This window comes from Arthrobacter sp. Br18, assembly GCF_000520555.1.
Lineage (GTDB): Bacteria > Actinomycetota > Actinomycetes > Actinomycetales > Micrococcaceae > Arthrobacter_D.
Genome location: NZ_KI914848.1, coordinates 45,760 through 65,568, shown reverse-complemented (window position 1 = coordinate 65,568; position 19,809 = coordinate 45,760). Strand labels below are relative to the sequence as shown.

Annotated in this window: 18 protein-coding genes, 2 tRNA genes and 1 pseudogene; 9 read left to right on the top strand and 12 right to left on the bottom strand. The window is 66.8% G+C overall.

Annotated features, from left to right (window positions below; translation table 11 throughout):
- Positions 1-317 (bottom strand): annotated as a pseudogene (locus tag Y704_RS24345) (DUF1684 domain-containing protein); the annotation flags it as partial.
- Positions 318-479: 162 nt separating this feature from the next.
- Here Y704_RS24345 and Y704_RS0104410 point away from each other — a divergent pair.
- Complete coding sequence (locus Y704_RS0104410) at positions 480-1,826, top strand: cytochrome P450 (protein ID WP_026549210.1); 1,347 nt, start codon at positions 480-482, stop codon at positions 1,824-1,826.
- Between the two features lie 8 nt (positions 1,827-1,834).
- Here the strand turns inward: Y704_RS0104410 and Y704_RS0104405 are convergent, their stop codons facing one another.
- A complete protein-coding gene (locus tag Y704_RS0104405) occupies positions 1,835-2,629 on the bottom strand; it encodes an SDR family oxidoreductase (RefSeq protein WP_026549209.1) in 795 nt (264 codons plus the stop codon).
- A 192-nt stretch (positions 2,630-2,821) separates the two neighbouring features.
- On the opposite strand from Y704_RS0104405, the gene valS reads away from it, so the two are divergent.
- Positions 2,822-5,446, top strand: coding sequence for a valine--tRNA ligase (valS, locus tag Y704_RS0104400; RefSeq protein WP_026549208.1), 2,625 nt, complete (start codon positions 2,822-2,824; stop codon positions 5,444-5,446).
- A 57-nt stretch (positions 5,447-5,503) separates the two neighbouring features.
- Here the strand turns inward: valS and Y704_RS0104395 are convergent, their stop codons facing one another.
- The 6 genes from Y704_RS0104395 to Y704_RS0104370 form a co-directional block, all read right to left on the bottom strand.
- The gene (locus Y704_RS0104395) at positions 5,504-6,121 is read right to left on the bottom strand and encodes a mycothiol-dependent nitroreductase Rv2466c family protein (RefSeq protein WP_026549207.1); all 618 of its coding nucleotides are present in this window, start codon (positions 6,119-6,121) and stop codon (positions 5,504-5,506) included.
- A 118-nt stretch (positions 6,122-6,239) separates the two neighbouring features.
- On the bottom strand, positions 6,240-7,532 hold the full coding sequence (gene clpX, locus Y704_RS0104390; protein WP_026549206.1) for an ATP-dependent Clp protease ATP-binding subunit ClpX: 1,293 nt from the start codon (positions 7,530-7,532) through the stop codon (positions 6,240-6,242).
- A gap of 184 nt (positions 7,533-7,716) precedes the next feature.
- Positions 7,717-8,391 (bottom strand): ATP-dependent Clp protease proteolytic subunit, encoded by a 675-nt coding sequence (locus tag Y704_RS0104385; protein ID WP_026549205.1) that lies wholly within the window; start codon positions 8,389-8,391, stop codon positions 7,717-7,719.
- Between the two features lie 51 nt (positions 8,392-8,442).
- Positions 8,443-9,039 carry an ATP-dependent Clp protease proteolytic subunit gene (locus Y704_RS0104380; protein WP_026549204.1) on the bottom strand — a complete coding sequence of 199 codons (597 nt, stop codon included), beginning with the start codon at positions 9,037-9,039 and terminating at the stop codon, positions 8,443-8,445.
- Positions 9,040-9,390: 351 nt separating this feature from the next.
- On the bottom strand, positions 9,391-10,851 hold the full coding sequence (gene tig, locus Y704_RS0104375) for a trigger factor (RefSeq protein ID WP_026549203.1): 1,461 nt from the start codon (positions 10,849-10,851) through the stop codon (positions 9,391-9,393).
- Positions 10,852-10,917: 66 nt separating this feature from the next.
- Positions 10,918-10,991: transfer RNA gene (locus tag Y704_RS0104370), tRNA-Pro, on the bottom strand.
- A 111-nt stretch (positions 10,992-11,102) separates the two neighbouring features.
- Between Y704_RS0104370 and Y704_RS0104365 the strand changes: the two genes are divergently transcribed.
- Positions 11,103-11,173: transfer RNA gene (locus Y704_RS0104365), tRNA-Gly, on the top strand.
- Between the two features lie 71 nt (positions 11,174-11,244).
- On the opposite strand, the gene Y704_RS0104360 is transcribed toward Y704_RS0104365, so the two are convergent.
- Positions 11,245-12,123: an Fpg/Nei family DNA glycosylase gene (locus Y704_RS0104360; RefSeq protein WP_026549202.1), complete on the bottom strand. Its 879-nt coding sequence runs from the start codon at positions 12,121-12,123 to the stop codon at positions 11,245-11,247.
- 32 nt (positions 12,124-12,155) lie between these two features.
- Positions 12,156-12,629 (bottom strand): ribose-5-phosphate isomerase, encoded by a 474-nt coding sequence (locus tag Y704_RS0104355; RefSeq protein WP_026549201.1) that lies wholly within the window; start codon positions 12,627-12,629, stop codon positions 12,156-12,158.
- 136 nt (positions 12,630-12,765) lie between these two features.
- Here Y704_RS0104355 and pepN point away from each other — a divergent pair, with 136 nt between their 5' ends.
- From pepN to Y704_RS22620, 5 genes are all read left to right on the top strand, one after another.
- Positions 12,766-15,318, top strand: coding sequence for an aminopeptidase N (gene pepN / locus Y704_RS0104350; protein WP_026549200.1), 2,553 nt, complete (start codon positions 12,766-12,768; stop codon positions 15,316-15,318).
- Positions 15,318-15,797 carry an OsmC family protein gene (locus Y704_RS0104345; protein WP_035771610.1) on the top strand — a complete coding sequence of 160 codons (480 nt, stop codon included), beginning with the start codon at positions 15,318-15,320 and terminating at the stop codon, positions 15,795-15,797. Before pepN ends, Y704_RS0104345 begins: the two co-directional genes overlap by 1 nt.
- 107 nt (positions 15,798-15,904) lie before the next feature.
- Complete coding sequence (locus Y704_RS0104340; RefSeq protein WP_026549198.1) at positions 15,905-16,534, top strand: mechanosensitive ion channel family protein; 630 nt, start codon at positions 15,905-15,907, stop codon at positions 16,532-16,534.
- A complete protein-coding gene (locus tag Y704_RS0104335; protein WP_173401122.1) occupies positions 16,531-17,022 on the top strand; it encodes a globin in 492 nt (163 codons plus the stop codon). Before Y704_RS0104340 ends, Y704_RS0104335 begins: the two co-directional genes overlap by 4 nt.
- Before the next feature lie 26 nt (positions 17,023-17,048).
- Positions 17,049-17,471, top strand: a complete 423-nt coding sequence (locus Y704_RS22620) for a hypothetical protein (protein ID WP_051476686.1) — start codon at positions 17,049-17,051, stop codon at positions 17,469-17,471.
- Positions 17,472-17,499: 28 nt separating this feature from the next.
- Here Y704_RS22620 and Y704_RS0104325 read toward each other — a convergent pair whose 3' ends face one another.
- Together Y704_RS0104325 and Y704_RS0104320 are read right to left on the bottom strand one after the other, a co-directional pair.
- On the bottom strand, positions 17,500-18,165 hold the full coding sequence (locus Y704_RS0104325) for a DUF8185 domain-containing protein (protein ID WP_173401121.1): 666 nt from the start codon (positions 18,163-18,165) through the stop codon (positions 17,500-17,502).
- A 9-nt stretch (positions 18,166-18,174) separates the two neighbouring features.
- Positions 18,175-18,639: an acyl-CoA thioesterase gene (locus tag Y704_RS0104320; protein ID WP_026549195.1), complete on the bottom strand. Its 465-nt coding sequence runs from the start codon at positions 18,637-18,639 to the stop codon at positions 18,175-18,177.
- A 168-nt stretch (positions 18,640-18,807) separates the two neighbouring features.
- Here Y704_RS0104320 and Y704_RS18915 point away from each other — a divergent pair, with 168 nt between their 5' ends.
- Positions 18,808-19,734 carry an acyl-CoA thioesterase gene (locus Y704_RS18915; RefSeq protein ID WP_051476685.1) on the top strand — a complete coding sequence of 309 codons (927 nt, stop codon included), beginning with the start codon at positions 18,808-18,810 and terminating at the stop codon, positions 19,732-19,734.
- Positions 19,735-19,809: the final 75 nt, after the last annotated feature.

Here is a 19,809-nt window from a genome sequence, read left to right as displayed (position 1 = left end):
ACCATCACCCGGTTGCCGGCGCCGCCATACCGGACCCACATCAATGACTCCCCCTCCTCGAGGGTCGCGGGAACCGTCCCGGTCACCGGCTCGCCGCTTCCCACGACAGTCAGCCCGTCCTCCGCCGCCGCGGTCAGCAGCGCCGTCGCTCCGTCCGAGGACCAGAGTCCGGGAACGGAACCGACGGCGGAGGGCCTGCTTTCCAGCCACTCGAAGGACGTCAGCGTCAGCCAGCCGTGTTCGGCTGCCAGGTCGGTGTTGCGGGCCTTCCGGAACCGGAGCCAGCGTTCCACCGGGGCATCTGCGTTGGTGTTCATTTTCTCTCCTGGGCGGTGGGCGGTGGGGACGGCTGAGCCGGGAGGACCTGCACAGCACAGAATCCATGTCCCGTTGAGCTTTTCATTGTGCCGGAAGGCTTCCCTTGGCAGTGTGGGGGTGGACCCGATTTCTTCCCCACTTCCCGACAGGCGGTATACGGCATGGGAATTTCCAGGCTGCCGAAGGCCTCACTTCTTGACACGGCACTTTTCGCGGGAGCGGTGTTCCTTCCCACCTTCGCCAAAGGCCCGATCATCCGGCGGCCCCGGGTGGTTGCCCTCGTGGAGCGCTTCCGGCTCGATGACCGCGCTGTCGACGCGGTGTGCAGGATCCACTCCAGGAACCCCGAAGGTCCCCTGCTCCTGCGCCTGCCGCTCCGCCACCAGGCCCTGATCCTCGCCCCGGGCCATGTGGACACCGTCCTGAACATGTCACCTGACCCCTTCTCCCCGGCGAGTGCCGAGAAACGGGCCGCGCTCACCCATTTCCAGCCCAACAACGTGCTCATCTCCACGGGTCCGATCCGGAGCGTCCGCCGGGCCCTCCAGGAACAGGTCCTGGACACCGACCATCCCATCCATCTCCTCGCGGACGCTTTCCTTCCGGTGGTGCGGGAGGAGATGGACGAGCTCCTGGCTACGGCGGCGGAGCGTGGCGAACTGATCTGGAAGGACTTCCTCGCCGCCTGGTACCGCGTGGTGCGCCGCGTGGTCTTCGGCGACCATGCGCGCGATGACTCGGAACTGACGGACATGATCGTGCAGCTGCGCAGGAACGGCAACTGGGCTTTCCTCCGGCCGCAGCAGAAGAAGCTCCGGGCGAAGTTCCTCGCCCGGATCACCGAGGAACTCGCCCGGGCGGAGGAGGGCAGCCTCGCCTCCGTGATGGCGGCGCGCGCCCCGCGGTTCGAGGGCGCCGCGCCCGCCGAACAGGTTCCGCAATGGCTCTTCGCCTTCGACCCCGCGGGCATGGCCACGTTCCGCGCGCTGGCCGTCCTTGCAACGCACCCGGAAGCTCGAAGCCGGGCGCGCCAGGAGCTGCACGACGACGGGTCGTCGCGCTCCTTCCTGCCCTACCTGCGCTCCTGCGTCCTGGAGGCCCTCCGCCTCTGGCCCACCACCCCGCTCATCCTTCGGCAGACCACGCGGCCCGTGGAGTGGGAGGACGGGATGATGCCCGCGAAGTGCGGGGTGCTGATCTTTGCACCGTACTTCCACCGGGACGAGCGCAACCTTCCCCGGGCACACCAGTTCGCGCCCGAACGGTGGCTCGATGACGACGGCGGTGATTCCGACGGCTGGCCGCTGGTGCCCTTCAGCGACGGGCCCGTCGTGTGCCCGGGGAAACAGCTGGTGCTGCTCCTGACAAGCGCGGCCCTCGCGCAGCTGATCGACAGAACCGACCTCCACCTGACCAGCCGGCACCGCCTGGACCCGCAGGGCAGGCTCCCGGGGACCCTCGACAACTACTCCCTGCGCTTCGCGCCCTCGCCCCGCGGGGAGGGCTGAGGCGCGCCTCAGCCGCGCAGCACCTTGTGGTTGGCCGCCTGGGCCAGCGGGCGCAGGACGATCTGGTCGATGTTGACGTGGTGCGGGGCGTTCAGGGCGAAGACGATCGCACTTGCGACGTCGCCCGCGCTGAGTGGCCGGGCAACGCCCGCATACACCTCGTCCGCCGCGTCCTGATTCCCGCCCAGCCGATTCAGCGCGAATTCCTCGGTGTGCACCATGCCCGGAGCCACCTCGATGACCCGGACGTTGTGGGCAGCCTCCTCGAGCCGAAGCGCCCGCGCCAGCGCCTGCTGGCCCGCTTTCGCGGCGCAGTACCCCGCCCCGCCCTCGTAGGCGGCCAGCGCCGCCGTCGACGTCAGGAACACCACGCTGCCCTGCCCGCCCGAGCGCAGGGCCGGGAGGAAAGCGCGCGTCACCCTCATGGAGCCGAGCACGTTCGTGTTGTACATGTAGTCCCAGTCGTCGTCCTTCCCGCTGAAGACGGTATCGGCGCCGAACGCTCCCCCGGCGTTGTTGATCACCGCGTGCACCGCTCCCGCCTTCGTCACGGTGCGCATCAGCGCGTCGACCGACTGCTGGTCGGTGACGTCGACGACGGCGGCCGTGGCGCCGGTCTCCTCCGCCAGTGCCTGCAGGCGGTCCGCGCGGCGTGCGGCCGCGATGACCTCCCAGCCGGCCGCCCGCAGCGCGCGCACCGTGGCAGCACCGATGCCGGAACTGGCACCGGTCACGACGGCGCGCAGTGCCTTCGGCGCGTTCGGCGCGGGGGAACCGATGGACGAGTACTGGGACTGGGTCATGGATCCACTCTAGCCAGAGGACTGCCTGCGCGTGCCGTTGGACGAGCCTCCTAGCGCGAGCGCCGCATCCCGTGCCGCGTCCGTGCCGCATCCGTGCAGCATCCCGTGCCGCGTCCGTGCCGCAGGCGGAAAATCCCCCGACGTAGGATCGGGCGCCTCGTACCGCACGGTTTGAATGGCAGAATGGCGGGTATGGCCGATCCTACTCAGGGCACAGACACGCCCTCCTCCCCGCCCGTCACCGTTCCCGACAAGCCCGCCCTGGAAGGTCTCGAGCACCGGCTCGCCCGGCAGTGGCGGGATAACGGCACCTACTCCTTCGACCGGGACACCACGCGGGACGCCGTCTACTCGATCGACACCCCTCCTCCCACGGCATCCGGTTCACTTCACGTAGGTCATATGTTCTCCTACACGCAGACCGACGTTCTGGCCCGCTTCCACCGGATGCAGGGCAAGAACGTGTTCTACCCGATGGGGTGGGATGACAACGGCCTGCCCACCGAACGCCGGGTCCAGAACTACTACGGTGTGCGCTGCGACCCGTCGGTTCCCTACGACGCCGATTACCGGCCTCCCGCCGAGCCGGCGAAGAACCAGCGCGACTTCGACGCCGTCTCCCGGCGCACCTTCATCGGGTTGTGCGAGGAGCTCGCGGTCGAGGACGAGAAGGTCTTCGAGGACCTCTTCAGCACCCTGGGGCTCTCCGTCGACTGGAACCTGACCTACCGCACCATCGACGACACCTCGCGTGCCGTGTCACAGCGGGCCTTCCTCGACAACCTCAGCGCCGGAGACGCGTACCTCGCCGAAGCGCCCACGCTCTGGGACGTCACGTTCCGCACTGCGGTGGCCCAGGCCGAGGTCGAGGACCGTGAGCAGGCCGGGGCGTATCACCGGATCGCGTTTTCTGCCCCCGACGGCCGGCAGGTCCACATCGAGACCACGCGCCCCGAGCTCCTGCCGGCGTGCGTGGCCCTGGTGGCCCACCCGGACGACGAACGCTACAAGCCGCTGTTCGGCACCACGGTGACCACCCCCCTGTTCGGCGTCGAGGTGGAAATCAAGGCGCACCCCCTCGCCAAGCCCGACAAGGGCAGCGGTATCGCGATGATCTGCACCTTCGGTGACCCCACGGACGTCACCTGGTGGCGGGAACTCCAGCTGCCAACGCGCGCCGTCGTCGGCCGCGACGGGCGAATCCGCAGCGAAACCCCGGAGTGGATCAAAACGGCGGAGGCCCGCAGGAATTACGAAGCGCTGGCCGGCAAGACCATCTTCAGTGCCAAGGAGGCCGCCGTCGAGCTCCTGCGCGCCAGCGGCGACCTCGACGGCGAACCGAAGAAGATCACGCATCCCGTGAACTTCTACGAGAAGGGCGATAAGCCGCTCGAGGTGGTGACGAGCCGCCAGTGGTACATCCGCAACGGGGGGCGCGACGCCATGAAGCGCGAACGCCTGATCCAGCGCGGCCGGGAGATCGAGTTCCACCCGCCCTTCATGCGCTCCCGGTACGAGAACTGGATCGAGGGTCTCAACGGGGACTGGCTTGTCTCCCGACAGCGCTTCTTCGGCGTCCCCGTGCCCGTCTGGTACCGCCTCGACGGGATGGGCGAGCCCGACTACGAGGCGCCGATCGTTCCGGCCCTGGAAACCCTACCTGTCGATCCCGCTGCCGAGCCCGCACCCGGCTTCGACGAGGGCCAACGGAACCGACCGGGCGGCTTCATCGGTGACAGCGACGTCTTCGACACCTGGGCCACCTCCTCGCTGACGCCGCAGATCGTCGGCGGGTGGGAGCGGGACGAGGACCTGTTCGCCAAAGTGTTCCCGTTCGACCTGCGTCCCCAGGGACACGACATCATCCGCACCTGGCTGTTCTCCACGGCGGTGCGTGCCGATGCGCTGCAGGACTCGCCCCCGTGGCGGCACGCGGCCCTGTCCGGCTGGATCCTCGACCCCGACCGGAAGAAGATGTCGAAGTCGAAGGGCAACGTGGTGGTGCCGACCGACGTGCTGGAGCAGTTCGGGGCGGACGCCGTGCGCTACTGGGCGGCATCCGCCAAACTGGGCGTCGACACTGCCTACGAGGTCGCCCAGATGAAAATCGGCCGCAGGCTGGCCATCAAGCTGCTCAACGCCTCGAAGTTCGTGCTGAATCTCGGCGCCACCGAGCGTTCGGCCGCACCGGAAGCGCTGGCACTGGTCACCTATCCCCTCGACCATGCCCTCCTGGCGCAACTGCGCGACGTCACTGCACAGGCCACGACGGCCTTCGAGCGCTATGACTACGCCCGGGCGCTGCAGCTGACCGAAGCATTCTTCTGGACCTTCACCGATGACTACGTGGAACTCGTGAAGGACCGCGCCTACGGAGCGGCGGGCGAGGCGGGCAAGGAGTCGGTCCTCACGGCGCTGGCCACCACGCTCGACGCTCTGCTCCGACTCTTCGCACCCTTCCTGCCCTTCGCTACCGAAGAAGTATGGAGCTGGTGGCGTGCAGGCTCGGTGCACACCGCCGCATGGCCCTCGTCGACGGCGCTGGACGGGCTTCCTGCCGGGACTGACCCTGCTGTCCTGACCTCCGTGGCACTCGCCCTCGGCGGCATCCGCAAGGCGAAGTCCGAGGCGAGGACGAAGCAGCGGACAGAGGTCCTGTCCGCCCTGGTGGCCGCATCTCCGCAGCAAATGGCGCAGCTTGCCGCCGGCCTGGAGGACCTCAAGGCCGCGGGGAACGTGCGTGCGCTCCTGCTTGCCGAGGGGTCGGGAGAGCTCAGGGTCAGCGACGTGGAGCTGGCACCGCAACCGGTGGAGTAAGGCGGCGGACTATCGTCAGGAAAAAGCGGCCCCGCCGGATCGGCGGGGCCGCTCCCGTCAGTTGAACTCGGGGCTTCCGGTGCGTGACCGCTTGAGTTCGAAGAACTCGGGGAACTCGGACATCAGGACGGCGCCGTCGAAGATCCGCCCGGCCTGCTCGCCGCGGGGAATCTTCGTGAGGACCGGGCCGAAGAACGCGGTCCCGTTGAACGCCACCACGGGGGTACCGACGTCGTCGCCCACGCGGTCGATACCGTCCTGGTGCGACGCGCGGAGCTGGGTGTCGTACTCATCGGTCGATCCGAACGCAGCAAGTTCCGCGGGCAGGCCGACCTCCTCGAGGGACTCGGCGATCACCGCGTCGAAGTCCTTGTTGCCCTCATCGTGGATGCGGGTGCCCATGGCGTCATACAGGTTCTTGACGTGCTGGGGGCCGTGCAGCTCCTGGGCCGCGACGATGACGCGCACCGGTGCCCAGCCCTTGCTCATCAGCTCCTGGTAGTCAGCAGGAAGGTCGCGCCCCTCATTAAGGACGGCGAGGCTCATGACGTGCCAATCGACGCTGATGCTGCGGACCTGCTCCACCTCCCCCATCCAGCGGGACGTGATCCACGCGAAAGGGCACAGGGGGTCGAACCAGAAATCGGCTTTCTCAACAGCGGTTGACTCGCTCATGAAGGAACTCCTCGTAATCGTCGGTCAGGCGATATGCCTCTGATAGGTGCAACCGGGGCGGGGAGCAACCTATTCCATTTCGGGGCATTACCGCCGGGTGGCGATCGATCGGCTCAGGTCAGGCGGACTTCGTGCGGCGCTTGGCGACGACCTCGTGGGAGATGAGCGTTGCGTCGGCCTTCTTGGCGACGACGTCGGCGGTGATGACGACCGAGGCCACATCGCTGCGGCTCGGCAGGTCGAACATGACCGGCAGAAGGACTTCCTCCATGATGGCGCGCAGGCCTCGCGCTCCGGTGCCACGCTCCAACGCGAGATCGGCGATCGCCTCAAGTGCCTTCGGGTCGAAGCTGAGCTCCACGCCGTCGAGCTGGAACATCTTCTGGTACTGCTTCATCAGGGCGTTCTTGGGTTCGGTCAGGATCTGCATCAGTGCCGGCCGATCCAGGTGAGTGACGGTGGTGATGACGGGAAGGCGTCCGATGAATTCCGGGATCAGCCCGAACTTCAGAAGATCCTCCGGCATCACGTCGCCGTAGCTTGCCTCTTCATTCTTGAGGGAACTCAACGGGGCACCGAAACCGATGCCCTTGCGACCTGCACGGGACCCAATGATTTCCTCGAGCCCGGCGAAGGCTCCCGCGACGATGAAGAGTACGTTCGTGGTGTCGATCTGGATGAATTCCTGGTGCGGGTGCTTCCGTCCGCCCTGCGGGGGAACTGACGCAACGGTGCCCTCGAGGATCTTCAGGAGCGCCTGCTGCACGCCCTCCCCCGACACATCGCGGGTGATCGAGGGGTTCTCGCTCTTGCGGGAAATCTTGTCGATCTCGTCGATATAGATGATGCCCTGCTCGGCCTTCTTGACGTCGTAGTCCGCAGCCTGGATGAGCTTGAGCAGGATGTTCTCGACGTCCTCGCCCACATAGCCGGCCTCCGTGAGGGCGGTTGCATCGGCGACAGCAAAGGGCACGTTGAGCCTGCGTGCCAGCGTCTGCGCGAGGTACGTCTTGCCGCAACCCGTCGGGCCGATCAGAAGGATGTTCGACTTCGCGATTTCGACGTCCTCGGCCTCGGCGACGTCGGCCAGGGTGCCCGCGGCGCGGGGGGCACTGCCGGACTGGATGCGTTTGTAGTGGTTGTAGACGGCCACGGCCAGAGAACGCTTCGCCGGCTCCTGCCCCACCACATATTCCTGCAGGAAGTCGAAGATCTCCCGCGGCTTGGGAAGTTCGAAAGTCCCGAGGTCGGCCACCTCGGACAGCTCCTCCTCGATGATCTCGTTACACAGCTCGATGCATTCGTCGCAGATGTAAACTCCGGGACCTGCGATCAGCTTGCGAACCTGCTTCTGGCTTTTTCCGCAGAAAGAGCACTTCAGCAGATCTGTGCTCTCACCAATGCGAGCCATGTGTCAGTCCCCTTACGTGGTACGTGGTTGCTACGTCCACTCTAGGCCACATGCCGGAGCGAATCAGTAACGAAGTGCCCGTGGGTCCGATCGGCACCACGGGCACTCCAGCGCGGTTTTTCCGCCCCTGCGGGGAATGCCTTCCCCGGGAACGTGCCCGGCGGGGTGTCCCCCGCAGGGTCCGTTACGGGGTGTTGATCTTCGGCGGGACCATCTTGCGTGAGGCGAGGACCTCGTCCACCAGCCCGTACTCCACCGCATCAGCCGCGGTGAGGATCTTGTCGCGCTCGATGTCGCGGTTGACCTGCTCCGCATCGCGCCCGCTGTGCAGGGCGATCGTGTCCTCGAGCCAGGTCCTCATGCGCATGACCTCATTGGCCTGGATCTCGAGGTCGGACGCCTGTCCACCCTGGCCGCCGGACAGCGCCGGCTGGTGGATGAGGACACGGGCGTTCGGAAGCGCCAGGCGCTTGCCCGGTGCACCCGCCGCCAGCAGGACGGCCGCGGCACTCGCGGCCTGGCCGAGGCATACCGTCTGCACCTCGGGCCGGATGAACTGCATCGTGTCGTAGATGGCGGTCATGGCGGTGAAGGATCCGCCCGGCGAGTTGATGTACAGGGTGATGTCGCGCTCGGGGTCCGTGGATTCGAGCACGAGGAGCTGGGCCATCACGTCATCAGCCGAGGCATCGTCGACCTGGGTGCCGAGGAAGATGATGCGGTCCTCGAACAGCTTGGTGTACGGATCCTGGCGCTTGAAGCCGTAGGGCGTGCGCTCCTCGAACTGGGGAAGGATGTAGCGATCGGTGGGCAGGTTGATTGCCCGGGAGCCCGCGGCCGCATGGAAATCGTGGTTCATGATGTCTCCTGGTGGAAAGCCTGGTGGAGGAGGGAGGAGCTGGTGCGAGGCCTAGGCGCTCTGGGTGCCGCCGCCGCCGGAAACCGATCCGGCGTGGGCTGAGATGTGGTCGAAGAAGCCGTAGTCGAGGGCCTCCTGCGCAGTGAACCACTTGTCGCGGTCGTTATCGACCAGGATCTTCTCCACGGTCTGACCTGTCTGCTCTGCGGTCAGCTCGGCCATGACCCGCTTCATGTGCAGGATCAGCTCGGCCTGGATACGGATGTCGGTGGCTGTTCCGCCGATGCCGCCGGACGGCTGGTGCATGAGGATACGGGCGTGGGGCGTCGCGTACCGCTTGCCCTTGGTTCCCGAGGACAGGAGGAACTGTCCCATGGAGGCGGCGAGGCCTGTGGCCACCGTGACGACGTCGTTCGGGATGAACTGCATGGTGTCGTAGATCGCCATACCCGCGGTCACCGAGCCACCGGGCGAGTTGATGTACAGGAAGATGTCGCGGTCGGGATCCTCCGCCGAGAGCAGCAGCAGCTGTGAACAGATGGCGTTCGCGTTGTCGTCGCGGACCTCTGAACCAAGCCAGATGATGCGCTCCTTGAGGAGCCGGTTGTAGATGTAGTCGTCACGGCCGGCCGCTTCCGGGCTGGCCATGCTGGGTGTGGTTGGTTCGGTAGGCATTCTCATTGACCTCTCACTCTGGCGGGCCGATTCCCGGGGGAACCGCCCGGCCGTTTATCTCTCACTGGACACTAACCCGCGCCGGAACTGTTTTGCTCCCGCTCCGGACACTGTTCGCTGACGGCGCACCAGCGGTGGGGCCGCCGTAACGGTGGCTGCTCGGTCCCCGGAGCGGACCGTCAGGGACCGAGCGTCAGGGACACTCCGTCCGGAGCGGACCGTCAACGACAAAGCGTCAACGACAAAGCGTCAACGACAAAGCACCGCCGCCCGGGCGGGCGGCGGTGCTTTCGTTGCTGCGTACTTTGTGTTCCGGTCCGTGGATCAGGCGCGGGCGGCTGCCTCGTCGTCGGTGTTCTCGGCAGGAGTGTCGCCACCTGCGGTGTCGTTTCCGGCGTTCTCATCGACTGGAGCTTCGTCGACTGGAGCCTCCTCGACCGCCTGGTCCGACTGCACGACGTCGTCGGCCGTGATGGTCTCGGCGTCCTCGTCCTCGGCGCGAACGAATTCGCTGAGGTCGACCACCGCACCGGCGGTGTCCGTCACGGTCGCGAGTTCAAGCACCTTGGCGAGGGCCTTGCGGCGGCGAACTTCCCCGACGATCATCGGTACCTGTCCGCTCGAATCGAGCATCTGCGCGAACTGGTTGGGCTCCATGCCGTACTGGCTCGAGGTGGAGACGATGTAGTCGATCAGTTCGCTCTGGCTGACACCGACCTCCTCCTTTTCCGCCACTGCGTCAAGGATGACCTCGTTCTGGAAGGCCCGCCCCGTGTTGGTGCGGATCTCCGCACGGTGCTCCTCCGTGTCGTGGCCCTCACCGGCGGAGTGTGAGTTCTCACCGTTGAAGTGCTGCTCGAGCTGTTCTTCGATGACACTCTCGGGCACCGGCACGGCGATCATCTCGACGAGCCTGTCCAGGACCTTGTCGCGGGCCTCGACGCCCTGGTCCATGAGCTTGCTCTCGGAGGCGCGCTTGGTAAGATCCTCGCGGAGCTCGGCAACGGTGTCGAATTCACTCGCCAACTGGGCGAACTCGTCGTTCACCTCGGGAAGCTCGCGCTCCTTGACGGCCTTGACCAGTACGTTCACCTGGGCGTCGGCGCCGGTGTGCTCGCCGCCGGCAAGCTTCGTGTCGAAGATTGCGGTCTCGTCGACGCTCAGACCGGTGACGGCCTCGTCCATGCCCTCGAGCATGGTTGCTGAACCGATCTGGTAGGAAAGGTCCTGGGCCGAGTCGACCTCTTCGCCGTCGACCGTTGCCGTGAGGTCGATCGTCAGGAAGTCGCCGTCCTTGGCGGGGCGGTCGACGGCGACGAGCGTGCCGAAGCGGCTGCGGAGCTCGTCCAGTGACTTCTCGACGTCGGCGTCCGACGCCTCCGTGGCCTCGACGGTGACTTCGATTCCCGAGTAGTCGGGAAGGTCGATGTCCGGGCGGACATCCAGCTCGACCGTGAACAGCAGTTGGCCGCTCTCGGCCGAGGGATCGGGAACCTCGGTGATCTCCACCTCGGGCCGGCTCAGTGGGCGGATTCCAGCCTCCTGCACGGCGCTCTGGTAGAAACCGTTCAGTCCGTCGTTGACAGCCGTCTCGATGACGTAGCCGCGGCCCACCCGCTGGTCGATCAGCTTCTGTGGAACCTTACCCTTGCGGAAACCGGGGACCTGCACCTGCGAGGCGATGGTCTTGTAGGCCTTGTCGATGCTCGGCTTGAGCTCCTCGAAGGGAACCTCGACGTTCAGCTTCACCCGAGTGGGGGAAAGGTTTTCGACAGCGCTCTTCACAGCGTAGGACTCCTGAAATAATTGGGATTGTTTCTGTAGTGACAAAATCATGCCGTGACTTCAGAGTCGGGGTGACAGGAGTTGAACCTGCGACTTCCTGCTCCCAAAGCAGGCGCTCTACCAAGCTGAGCTACACCCCGTAACTGCAGCTGTAACTGTACGTTCTTTTCAGGCCGGTTGCACATTTGGCGATTTCCGGCGCCCTGTGGTGTAGTTATAGGCGTTCCGAGGGCCGAAAACCTGAGGCGTCCGGGGATGTAGCTTAGTGGTAAAGCCTCAGTCTTCCAAACTGATGATGCGGGTTCGATTCCCGTCATCCCCTCCGATCCAACAGCCGGTTCCCTTTCGGGACCGGCTGTTGTGCGTCTGGAGCCCCGAGCCCGACCCGGCTCCTCAATCCTGCTGGCATTGCGGACACCAGTAGACGGTACGTGCTGCCAGGTCGGCCCTGGAGATGGCGGTACCGCACCTGCGGCACAGCTCCCCTGTCCGCCGGTACACGTAGTGCGGCGCAGCTTTCTTCGTCCGGCCGTCCCGCGCCTCCGTCGTCGTCGTGATGATCCTGCCCTCACGCACCCCGTCCCCCATGAGCCGCACTGCGTCCTCCCAAAGCGCCAGCGCCTCGGATTCCAGCACTGCCTTGCCCGGACGCCACGGGTGGATGCGCTGCAGGAAGAGCAGCTCCGCCCGGTAGACGTTCCCGATGCCGGCAATGACCGACTGGTCCATAAGCTGGACGCCGGTCGCCCTGGCGCTGGAGCGGAGCCTGGCGATGAAGGCCGGTGCATCCGCTCCCTCCTGGAGCGGATCCGGGCCGAGTCTGGCCAGGGCCACCGCCTCCTCGGAGGGTGTGATGACCACGCACGCGGTGGGACCCCGAAGATCGGCCCAGCCGGAGCCGGACACCAGGCGGACGCGAACCGCCCCGACCGGCGCGGGCGGCCCCGTATAGGACGGCTGTGGGGAAACCGCGCCCGGCTGCGTTCCCCTGCTGCGCCGCGGCGCTCCGATACTCGAGGAGCCGCTGAAAGTGGAGTTCCCACCGAAGGTCCATGCCCCATAGAGTCCAAGATGGACCCGCAGGATGAGGTCGGAGTCGAAGTGCAGGAAAAGCTGCTTGCCGTGGGCCCGGGCGCTGACCAGGGTGTGTCCGTCGAGACAGGAGGCGCCGGCGAGAAAGCGGCCCTGGGGACTGCTGACCGCAAGTTCCTCACCGACGAAAAGCGCGGTGAACTGCCGGGCGAGCCGGTGGATCGAATGGCCCTCAGGCACGGTTGCCGTCCGCTCTCCGGGACGGGGAACGCCTACTCGTCAACAATTCCCGTCGCTTCGTAGGCGGCGATCTTGCCGATGCGGCGCACATGGCGTCCTGCGCCACTGAAGGGTTCGGACAGGAAGGCCTCGATGATTCCGGTGGCCTCCGCGACCGGATGCTGGCGGCCCCCGACGGCGACCACGTTCGCGTCGTTGTGCTGGCGTGCCAGGCGTGCGGTGTCGAGGCTCCAGGCAAGGGCTGCGCGCACTCCCCGTACCTTGTTCGCGGCGATCTGTTCACCGTTTCCGGAGCCGCCCAGCACTATGCCGAGCGCCTCCACCCCCGCTGTCTGATCGGCCACCACGGCGCGCGCTGCGTTGATGCAGAACGCCGGGTAATCGTCCTCCGGATCATAGGAGCGGGGCCCGTGGTCCACGACGTCGTAGCCCGCCCGGGTGAGGTGCTCCAGCAGGTGGGCGCTGAGCTCCATCCCCGCATGGTCGGTGGCCAGGTGGACGCGCATCGGTGCTCCGTTCGCAGCAGGAGAGGTTTCCCCCAGAGTACCGGGTGCCACAGGGCTGCCGGGCACTGGAAGCGTCGGAGATCAGTGAGAGAATACGGAACGACATCCCCCACCACGGAGGCGATCCATGCCCGGAATGAACCTGACGCGCGACGAAGCACGCACCCGCGCCGACCTGCTCACCGTCCAGTCCTACGACATCACCCTCGACCTGACCCGTGGGGACACCCAGTTCAGCTCAACCACGGTCGTCAGCTTCGGGGCGGCACAGGGCGCGTCGACGTTCATCGATGCCGTCACCGACACGGTGCACCGCGTCAGCCTCAACGGTGTCGACCTCGATCCCGCGGAGGTGTCCGACGGCGTCCGTATCCGGCTGGACAACCTGGCGGTGTCCAACCGGCTCGTCGTCCAGTCCGATCTGCCCTACATGAACACCGGTGAAGGGCTCCACCGGTTCGTGGATCCCGTGGATGACGAGGTGTACCTCTACACGCAGTTCGAGGTACCGGACTCCCGCCGGGTCTTCGCCGTCTTCGAGCAGCCCGACCTGAAGGCCACCTTCCGCTTCACTGTCACGGCGCCGTCGCACTGGGACGTCATTTCCAACTCCCCCACCCCCGCCCAGGTGCAGGCCGGGTCCGCTGCCGAGGACGAGGCACGCTCCACCTGGTCGTTCGAACCGACGCCCGTACTTTCCTCCTATGTCACGGCCCTGATCGCCGGCCCCTACCAGTCGGTGCGGAGCGACGTGACGAGTTCCGACGGCCGCACCATCCCGCTCGGGGTCTTCGCCCGCAAATCCCTCATGCGGTACCTCGACGCCGAGAACATCTTCGAACTGACACGGCAGGGCTTCGAGTTCTACGAGAAGCAGTTCGGCACGCCCTACCCGTTCGAGAAGTACGACCAGCTCTTCGTGCCCCAGTTCAACGCCGGCGCCATGGAGAACGCGGGTGCCGTGACGATCGTCGAGACGTATGTTTTCCGCTCACGCGTGCCGGACGCGACAGTGGAGCGCCGTGCCATCACCATCCTGCACGAACTGGCGCACATGTGGTTCGGGGACCTCGTGACCATGCGGTGGTGGAACGACCTCTGGCTCAACGAATCCTTCGCCGAATACATGTCGACCCTCGCCGCCGCGAAGGCAACGGAGTTCACCCAGGCCTGGACCACGTTCACCTCCATCGAGAAGGCCTGGGCCTACCGTCAGGACCAGCTTCCCTCGACGCATCCCATCGTGGCCGAGATCCGGGACCTCGATGACGTCCAGGTGAACTTCGACGGCATCACCTATGCCAAAGGCGCCTCGGTCCTCAAGCAGCTTGTCGCCTGGGTGGGCCAGGACAAATTCATGGAGGGTGTCCGTGCCTACTTCTCGCAGCACTCCTGGGGAAACACGGAGCTGGGGGATCTCCTCTCGGAGCTCGAGAAGGCCAGCGGCAGGGACCTCACCGGGTGGTCAGCCCAATGGCTCGAGACAGCGGGCGTGAACACGCTCCGGCCCGACATCGAAACCGATGCCGACGGCGTCATCACCGCATTCGCGGTGCTTCAGTCCGCCCCGGAAGGATACCCGACCCTTCGCCCGCACCGGCTCGCCGTCGGCTTCTACGACCTCGACGGCGATGCCCGGCTGGTGCGGGTCCACCGGATCGAACTCGACGTCCACGGCGAGCGCACCGACGTCGCGGAAGCTCTCGGAAGAAAGCGCCCGGCGCTGGTGCTGCTGAACGACGACGATCTTGCCTACGCGAAGATCCGGCTCGACCCGGACTCCCTGCGGACCTCCGTCCGGCACCTCAGGACATTCTCCGACTCCCTGCCCCGCACGCTGGTGTGGGCGTCGGCGTGGGACGCGGCGCGGGACGGCGAGACGCCGGCGCGGAACTACGTGGACCTGGTTCTCCAGAACATCGGTTCCGAGTCCGACTCGTCGGTGGTGCTGGTGCTGCTGAGGCAACTGGCTCTGACCCTGACCTTCTACGTCAACCCCGCGGACAGCACGGCAATGGGCGACGCCGCCGCCGACAGCCTGCTGGACCTTGCCCGTGACGCAGAGGCGGCTTCAGATTCGCAGCTGCAGTTCGTCAGGGGTTTCGCGGTGCGGGCCCGCAGCGAACAGCACCTCGACGTGGTGCAGGCGGTGCTCTCCGGCACCGAAACTCTGGAGGGCCTGGGAATCGACTCCGACCTGCGGTGGGAGCTGGTGACCAGCCTGGTGACCGGCGGGCGCTACGGCCAGCCGGAGATCGACGTCGAACTCGCCGGCGACGGCACGTCGGCCGGCCAGCTCGCGGCGGCGACTGCCACGGCGGCCATTCCCACTCCCGAGGCCAAGGCCGCGGCATGGGAGGCCATCGTGACCCGGTCGGATCTTCCCAATGCCACGCAGCGCGCGGCGATCCTCGGATTCGCCCGGGTCCACGACCCCGCACTGCTGGAGCCGTACGCCGCGAAGTACTTCGACTCCGTTCAGGAAGTGTGGGACACCCGGACCCACGAGATCGCGCAGCGGATCGTGGTGGGCCTGTATCCCTCACACCTCATCAGCACCGAGGCGCTGGAACAGGCGGACCGCTTCCTCGAACGCCTCGGGAACGCGAGCCCCTCGTTGCGGCGGCTGATCCTGGAAAGCCGTGACGGTGTGCAGCGGGCCCTCCGTGCGCAGGCCGTCGACCGCTGATGACGGGGCAACCCGTGTCGACGCACCGCTACGACGTCACCGTCACCTGGACCGGGAACCTGGGGCACGGCACGTCCGGCTACCGGGAGTACAGCCGCGCGAACGACGTTCATGCCTCCGGGCCTCCGCTCCTGGCGGGAACCGCGGATCCGACCTTCCACGGGCAGCGGGACCGCTGGAACCCCGAGCAGCTGCTCCTGAGTGCGCTGGCGCAGTGCCACATGCTGTCCTACCTCCACATGGCAGTGAAGGCGGGTGTGGTGGTCACCGCCTACTCGGACTCCGCGGAGGGGTTTCTGCGGTTGAACCGGGACGGCAGTGGGGAGTTCACCTCGGCCGTGCTCCATCCTGTGGTCGCCATCGCCGACCCGGCACACCGCGAGGCAGCGCTCAGCATCCATGCCGACGCCTCCGCGGCCTGCTTCATCGCACGGTCGGTGAACTTCCCCGTTCTCCACGAGCCGATGATCCTGCCGTGATCGGTGCCGGCAGCACAGCGCATGTAGCCTAGAATAAGCGCCGCCGCCATCCTGGCTCGGGGATGTCGTGCGTTTGCGGTGCGCGTCAGAAAGTAGTTTGTACCCCCATGGATCTCTTTCCGGAGCTCGGTTACGGAAGCCACATTCTCGGCGCAGGCCTTATCCTGCTACTGGCCCTCCTCCTCTGGCTGGCGGTGCGGTACCTCGTGGCACGCTCTGTTCGACGCGTGCAGAACGGGTACAGCGTCTTCAGCAAGCCCCACTTCCGGTGGGCCCAGCCGGTCCTGCGGTCCCTGGACCACGCGCGGCGCACGCAGCGCGCCGAGACCATCGGCGGACTGCTCACCAGCACGGCCGGCGTGACGATCGCCGTTGTCGCCGGGTTGATGGCCCTTGAACAACTGCAGTTCCAGATCGGCCCGATCCTCGCCAGCGTGGGGATCGTAGGTATTGCCATCGGCTTCGGCGCCCGGGAAATCATCCGCGACGCTTTCCTGGGGATCTTCATCACCATCGAGGACCAGTACGGGGTGGGTGACACCATCGAAGTGGGTGAAACGGTAGGAGTAGTGCAGTCCCTCGGCCTCCGGATCACCCGCATGATCGACGCGAACGGGACCATCTGGTACGTGCGCAACGGCGACATCACGAAGGTCGGCAACCGGTCCCAGGGAACATACGTCGAACCCGCTCCAGCGACGGTTCCGGCGGCCGCCCACCAGGAGGAGGCATCATGAGTGAGAACGACGCCGTCGGGCGCGCGCCCCTTGAACTGCGCACGGGCCGTGCACGTCCGCCATTGCCCGCTGACCGGCTCCTGGCTGCGGGCCAGCAGTTCGTGCAGCCCGAGTACAACCTCTACGAGTCGGTCGGCGGCCATGACACGTTTGTGAAGCTCGTGGACGTCTTCTACGAGGGGGTGGCCCAGGATGAGCTGCTGCGCCCCATGTACCCGGAGGAAGATCTGGGACCCGCGAAGGAGCGGCTGCTGCTCTTCCTCGAGCAGTACTGGGGCGGCCCGAAGACCTATGGTGAGACGCGGGGACATCCGCGGCTCCGCATGCGCCACATGCCCTTCAGAGTCACGCCGGAAGCGCGGGATTCCTGGCTTCGGCACATGCGGGCGGCCGTCGACTCCCTGGACCTGGCGCCGCTCCACGAGGCAACCCTGTGGGACTATCTGGACCGTGCTGCGCAATCGATGGTGAATGCAGCGTCGGAATGACTCGCGGCGTCTCTGCTGATTCGAGGATGCCGAAGGATCCCCTTGCTCTCCGCCGCCGGTGGTGGAGGGCGGCGTTGCTCTGGGCGGCTACGGTGTCTGCCGCTGTCGCGCTGACGGCCATCGGCCTGGAAAGGACGCTCTTCTTCGTGTCCTCCCCCGAGCCCCTGCTCGTCGAGAGACTGCGGGTCGGTACCTTGGTGCTGCAGGCCGGCACCGCGGCATCAGTCATATCGGCCCTCTGGTCGCACCGTCGGAGGCACCCGATTTGGGTCACGGCAGGCGTATCGGCTCCGGCTGTCGCCGGCGGGTTGTTCTTCCTGATGCCCCTGACACTGATCCCTCAGGCCGCCGGCCTCCTCGCCCTGCCTGCAGCACTGACAGGGCTCCTCGGCGGGTTGATCGGCCGTCGACGAGCTGGGACCGCCAGATCCGGCGCTAGGACCGGGTAGGACAATCAGTTGGTGCCGCGCCGGCCCGTCAGAGGATCGCTGCCGCCCGCACCAGGATGTGGCCCCGGCTGGTGCTCAACCTGATCCATCGTCCGTTGGTGAACAGGAGCGGGGCTTCGGCCGCGACCAAAAAACCGAGGCTCAGGGCACCGAACGCCGCGCCGGAGGCCAGCTCGACGGGCAGCCCTCGAAGGGGTCTTCCCCAGACGGCTCCCCGGGCCGTGGCGACCACGGGGGCACCTGCACGGTCGGGAACAAGCGCTGCCACCTCACGGATTCCGTTGTGGGCTGCCTCCTCGAGGAGACCGGGCGGTACGGCGCCCGCACGCACCCATCCAGCACGCGGGGGAAGAACACCGGCCCAGCTCTCGGTCACCGTGACCGTGGGTACCGGAAAGACGCCGTCGTCCTTCAGGTGTGCCAGACGGTCGGCAACCGAGCCGAGGCCAACCGTCGTATCAACGGAGGCCGGCTCCGCCAGGAGCATCGTCCTCAGGCCGAGGACGGTAGGGGTCGACTCCCCCAGGGTGAGAGCGCGCAGCGTGCAGACGTACGCGGCGAGCACCGGACCGGACGCCTGGAGCCGGATGGCACCGTCGTCGTTGGCGCGCGCCCGCGCCGTGAAGGTCCGGAAGTCGGCTGCCACGTGGGCATCGGCAAGCACGAGCCGGCTGCTTGGGGCGGGTGTTGACACGGTCCGCCCCTAGGCGCCGCGCGGGCGGCGGAAAGGCACCCCTGCGCCGGTCCACTGATCCAGCGCAGTTCTCTGGGCAGCACTGAGTCGGACCGGCCGGCCGGACTGCCGGTCAACCAGGATCATCGTGGTGGACGCCACTGCGCAGGTGATGCCGGCATCGGACGCGTCGGTGTCGCGCACCGCGTAGCCCAGGGTGAAGCTCGAGGAGCCGACGGCGGTGATCCATACGTCCACGCCGGCGGGCTCGGTGCTGAAGTTCAGCGGGGCGAGGTACTCGATTTCATGGCGGCCCACCAGCGTGTAGTGGCCCGGGTCGGACACCTGCAGGAAGGTGGAGCCGCCGCCCGATTCGGAAAGGAGGCGCACCCTGGCATCCTCGAGGAACTGCACGAACCGCGCATTGTTGACGTGGCCGTAGGAATCTTCGTCGCCGAAGCGCAGCTGAAGAGGGACAGTGAGCATGGGAGCCATGGTCCAATCCTCTCAAAAGTCCAGCCGCCAGGCGATTCGCCCGGCCGCCGCTCCCGGGTCCCTCGGGGAGCCGTCGGCGTGTTGAGGGGAACCGAGGTGTCGGTCTACTGTCGAAGAATGCTTTCCCGGAGCCGATGCTCCGCAGCGACCACCCCTGCAAGGAGACCCATGGCCGATCAGCCGCACGCCGCCAGCACCACCGGTACCACCGGCTTTCCAGCGGATCCCACCCAGGCGCTGCTGGGCCTCCTCGACCTCAGCAGCGCCGACGGCGCCCATACCGATGAGGACATCTTCGTCGGCAACTCCGCTCCGCAACCGGGAAAGAGGGTCTTCGGCGGGCAGGTCCTTGCGCAGTCCCTGATCGCGGCCATGCGGACCGTGGAGCCGAGCCGCTCGGTGCACTCGATGCACGGGTACTTCCTGCGTGCCGGAGACGCGGATCAGCCCATCACTTTCGGTGTCCAAAGGCTGCGTGACGGACGGTCCTTCTCGGCACGCCGCGCTCACGCCTACCAGGACGGTGTGCCGATCCTGTCCATGATTGCGTCCTTCCAGGAACCGGACGACGGCGTCGCGCACCAGGACCCGATGCCCCATGACGTGCCCGATCCGGAGTCGCTGCCCACCACGGCCGATCTCCTGGGCGGATTCGACCACCCCGTGGCCCGCGCCTGGGCCTACCAGCGGCCCTTCGACGTGCGGCACATCGACGCACCACTGTATGTCGGGAACACCGGCTCACGCGAGGCACGGAACGCCGTCTGGATGAAGACCTTCGGACCCATGCCCGACGACGAACACGTGCACCGCGCGGCGCTCGCCTACGCAAGCGATTACACCCTTTTGGAGTCGATCCTCCGGCCGCACGGGCTGAGCTGGATCCACCCGGGAATGAGCGTGGCGAGCCTTGACCACGCCATGTGGTGGCACCGTCCCGTGCGGGTTGACGAGTGGCTCCTCTACATCCAGAGCTCGCCCAGCGCCTCGGGTGCGCGCGGCCTGGCCGCGGGCCGCATCTACAACCGGGCGGGTGAACTGGTGGCGAGCGTGGCGCAGGAAGGAATGATCCGGGTTCCGGGAACGCAATCCTGATCGCCGGCCGTGCGCAACTGTTCTACCCGCGGCCGGTCAGGAGAGTGAAAACCCCCGGCCGGCCGGCCCCTATGG

Coding starts and splice junctions, on each gene's coding strand:
- Y704_RS0104380 (WP_026549204.1), bottom strand. CDS start 9,039: ATGGCCAGCCCGGAAGCGGCCGGCCGTGACGACTACATCTACAACCGG.
- Y704_RS0104395 (WP_026549207.1), bottom strand. CDS start 6,121: ATGAGCGAGTCAACCGCTGTTGAGAAAGCCGATTTCTGGTTCGACCCC.
- clpX (WP_026549206.1), bottom strand. CDS start 7,532: ATGGCTCGCATTGGTGAGAGCACAGATCTGCTGAAGTGCTCTTTCTGC.
- Y704_RS0104385 (WP_026549205.1), bottom strand. CDS start 8,391: ATGAACCACGATTTCCATGCGGCCGCGGGCTCCCGGGCAATCAACCTG.
- Y704_RS0104410 (WP_026549210.1), top strand. CDS start 480: ATGGGAATTTCCAGGCTGCCGAAGGCCTCACTTCTTGACACGGCACTT.
- pepN (WP_026549200.1), top strand. CDS start 12,766: ATGAACCTGACGCGCGACGAAGCACGCACCCGCGCCGACCTGCTCACC.
- Y704_RS18915 (WP_051476685.1), top strand. CDS start 18,808: ATGGCCGATCAGCCGCACGCCGCCAGCACCACCGGTACCACCGGCTTT.
- Y704_RS0104335 (WP_173401122.1), top strand. CDS start 16,531: ATGAGTGAGAACGACGCCGTCGGGCGCGCGCCCCTTGAACTGCGCACG.
- valS (WP_026549208.1), top strand. CDS start 2,822: ATGGCCGATCCTACTCAGGGCACAGACACGCCCTCCTCCCCGCCCGTC.
- Y704_RS0104320 (WP_026549195.1), bottom strand. CDS start 18,639: ATGGCTCCCATGCTCACTGTCCCTCTTCAGCTGCGCTTCGGCGACGAA.
- Y704_RS0104345 (WP_035771610.1), top strand. CDS start 15,318: ATGACGGGGCAACCCGTGTCGACGCACCGCTACGACGTCACCGTCACC.
- Y704_RS0104355 (WP_026549201.1), bottom strand. CDS start 12,629: ATGCGCGTCCACCTGGCCACCGACCATGCGGGGATGGAGCTCAGCGCC.
- Y704_RS0104405 (WP_026549209.1), bottom strand. CDS start 2,629: ATGACCCAGTCCCAGTACTCGTCCATCGGTTCCCCCGCGCCGAACGCG.
- Y704_RS22620 (WP_051476686.1), top strand. CDS start 17,049: ATGCCGAAGGATCCCCTTGCTCTCCGCCGCCGGTGGTGGAGGGCGGCG.
- Y704_RS0104340 (WP_026549198.1), top strand. CDS start 15,905: ATGGATCTCTTTCCGGAGCTCGGTTACGGAAGCCACATTCTCGGCGCA.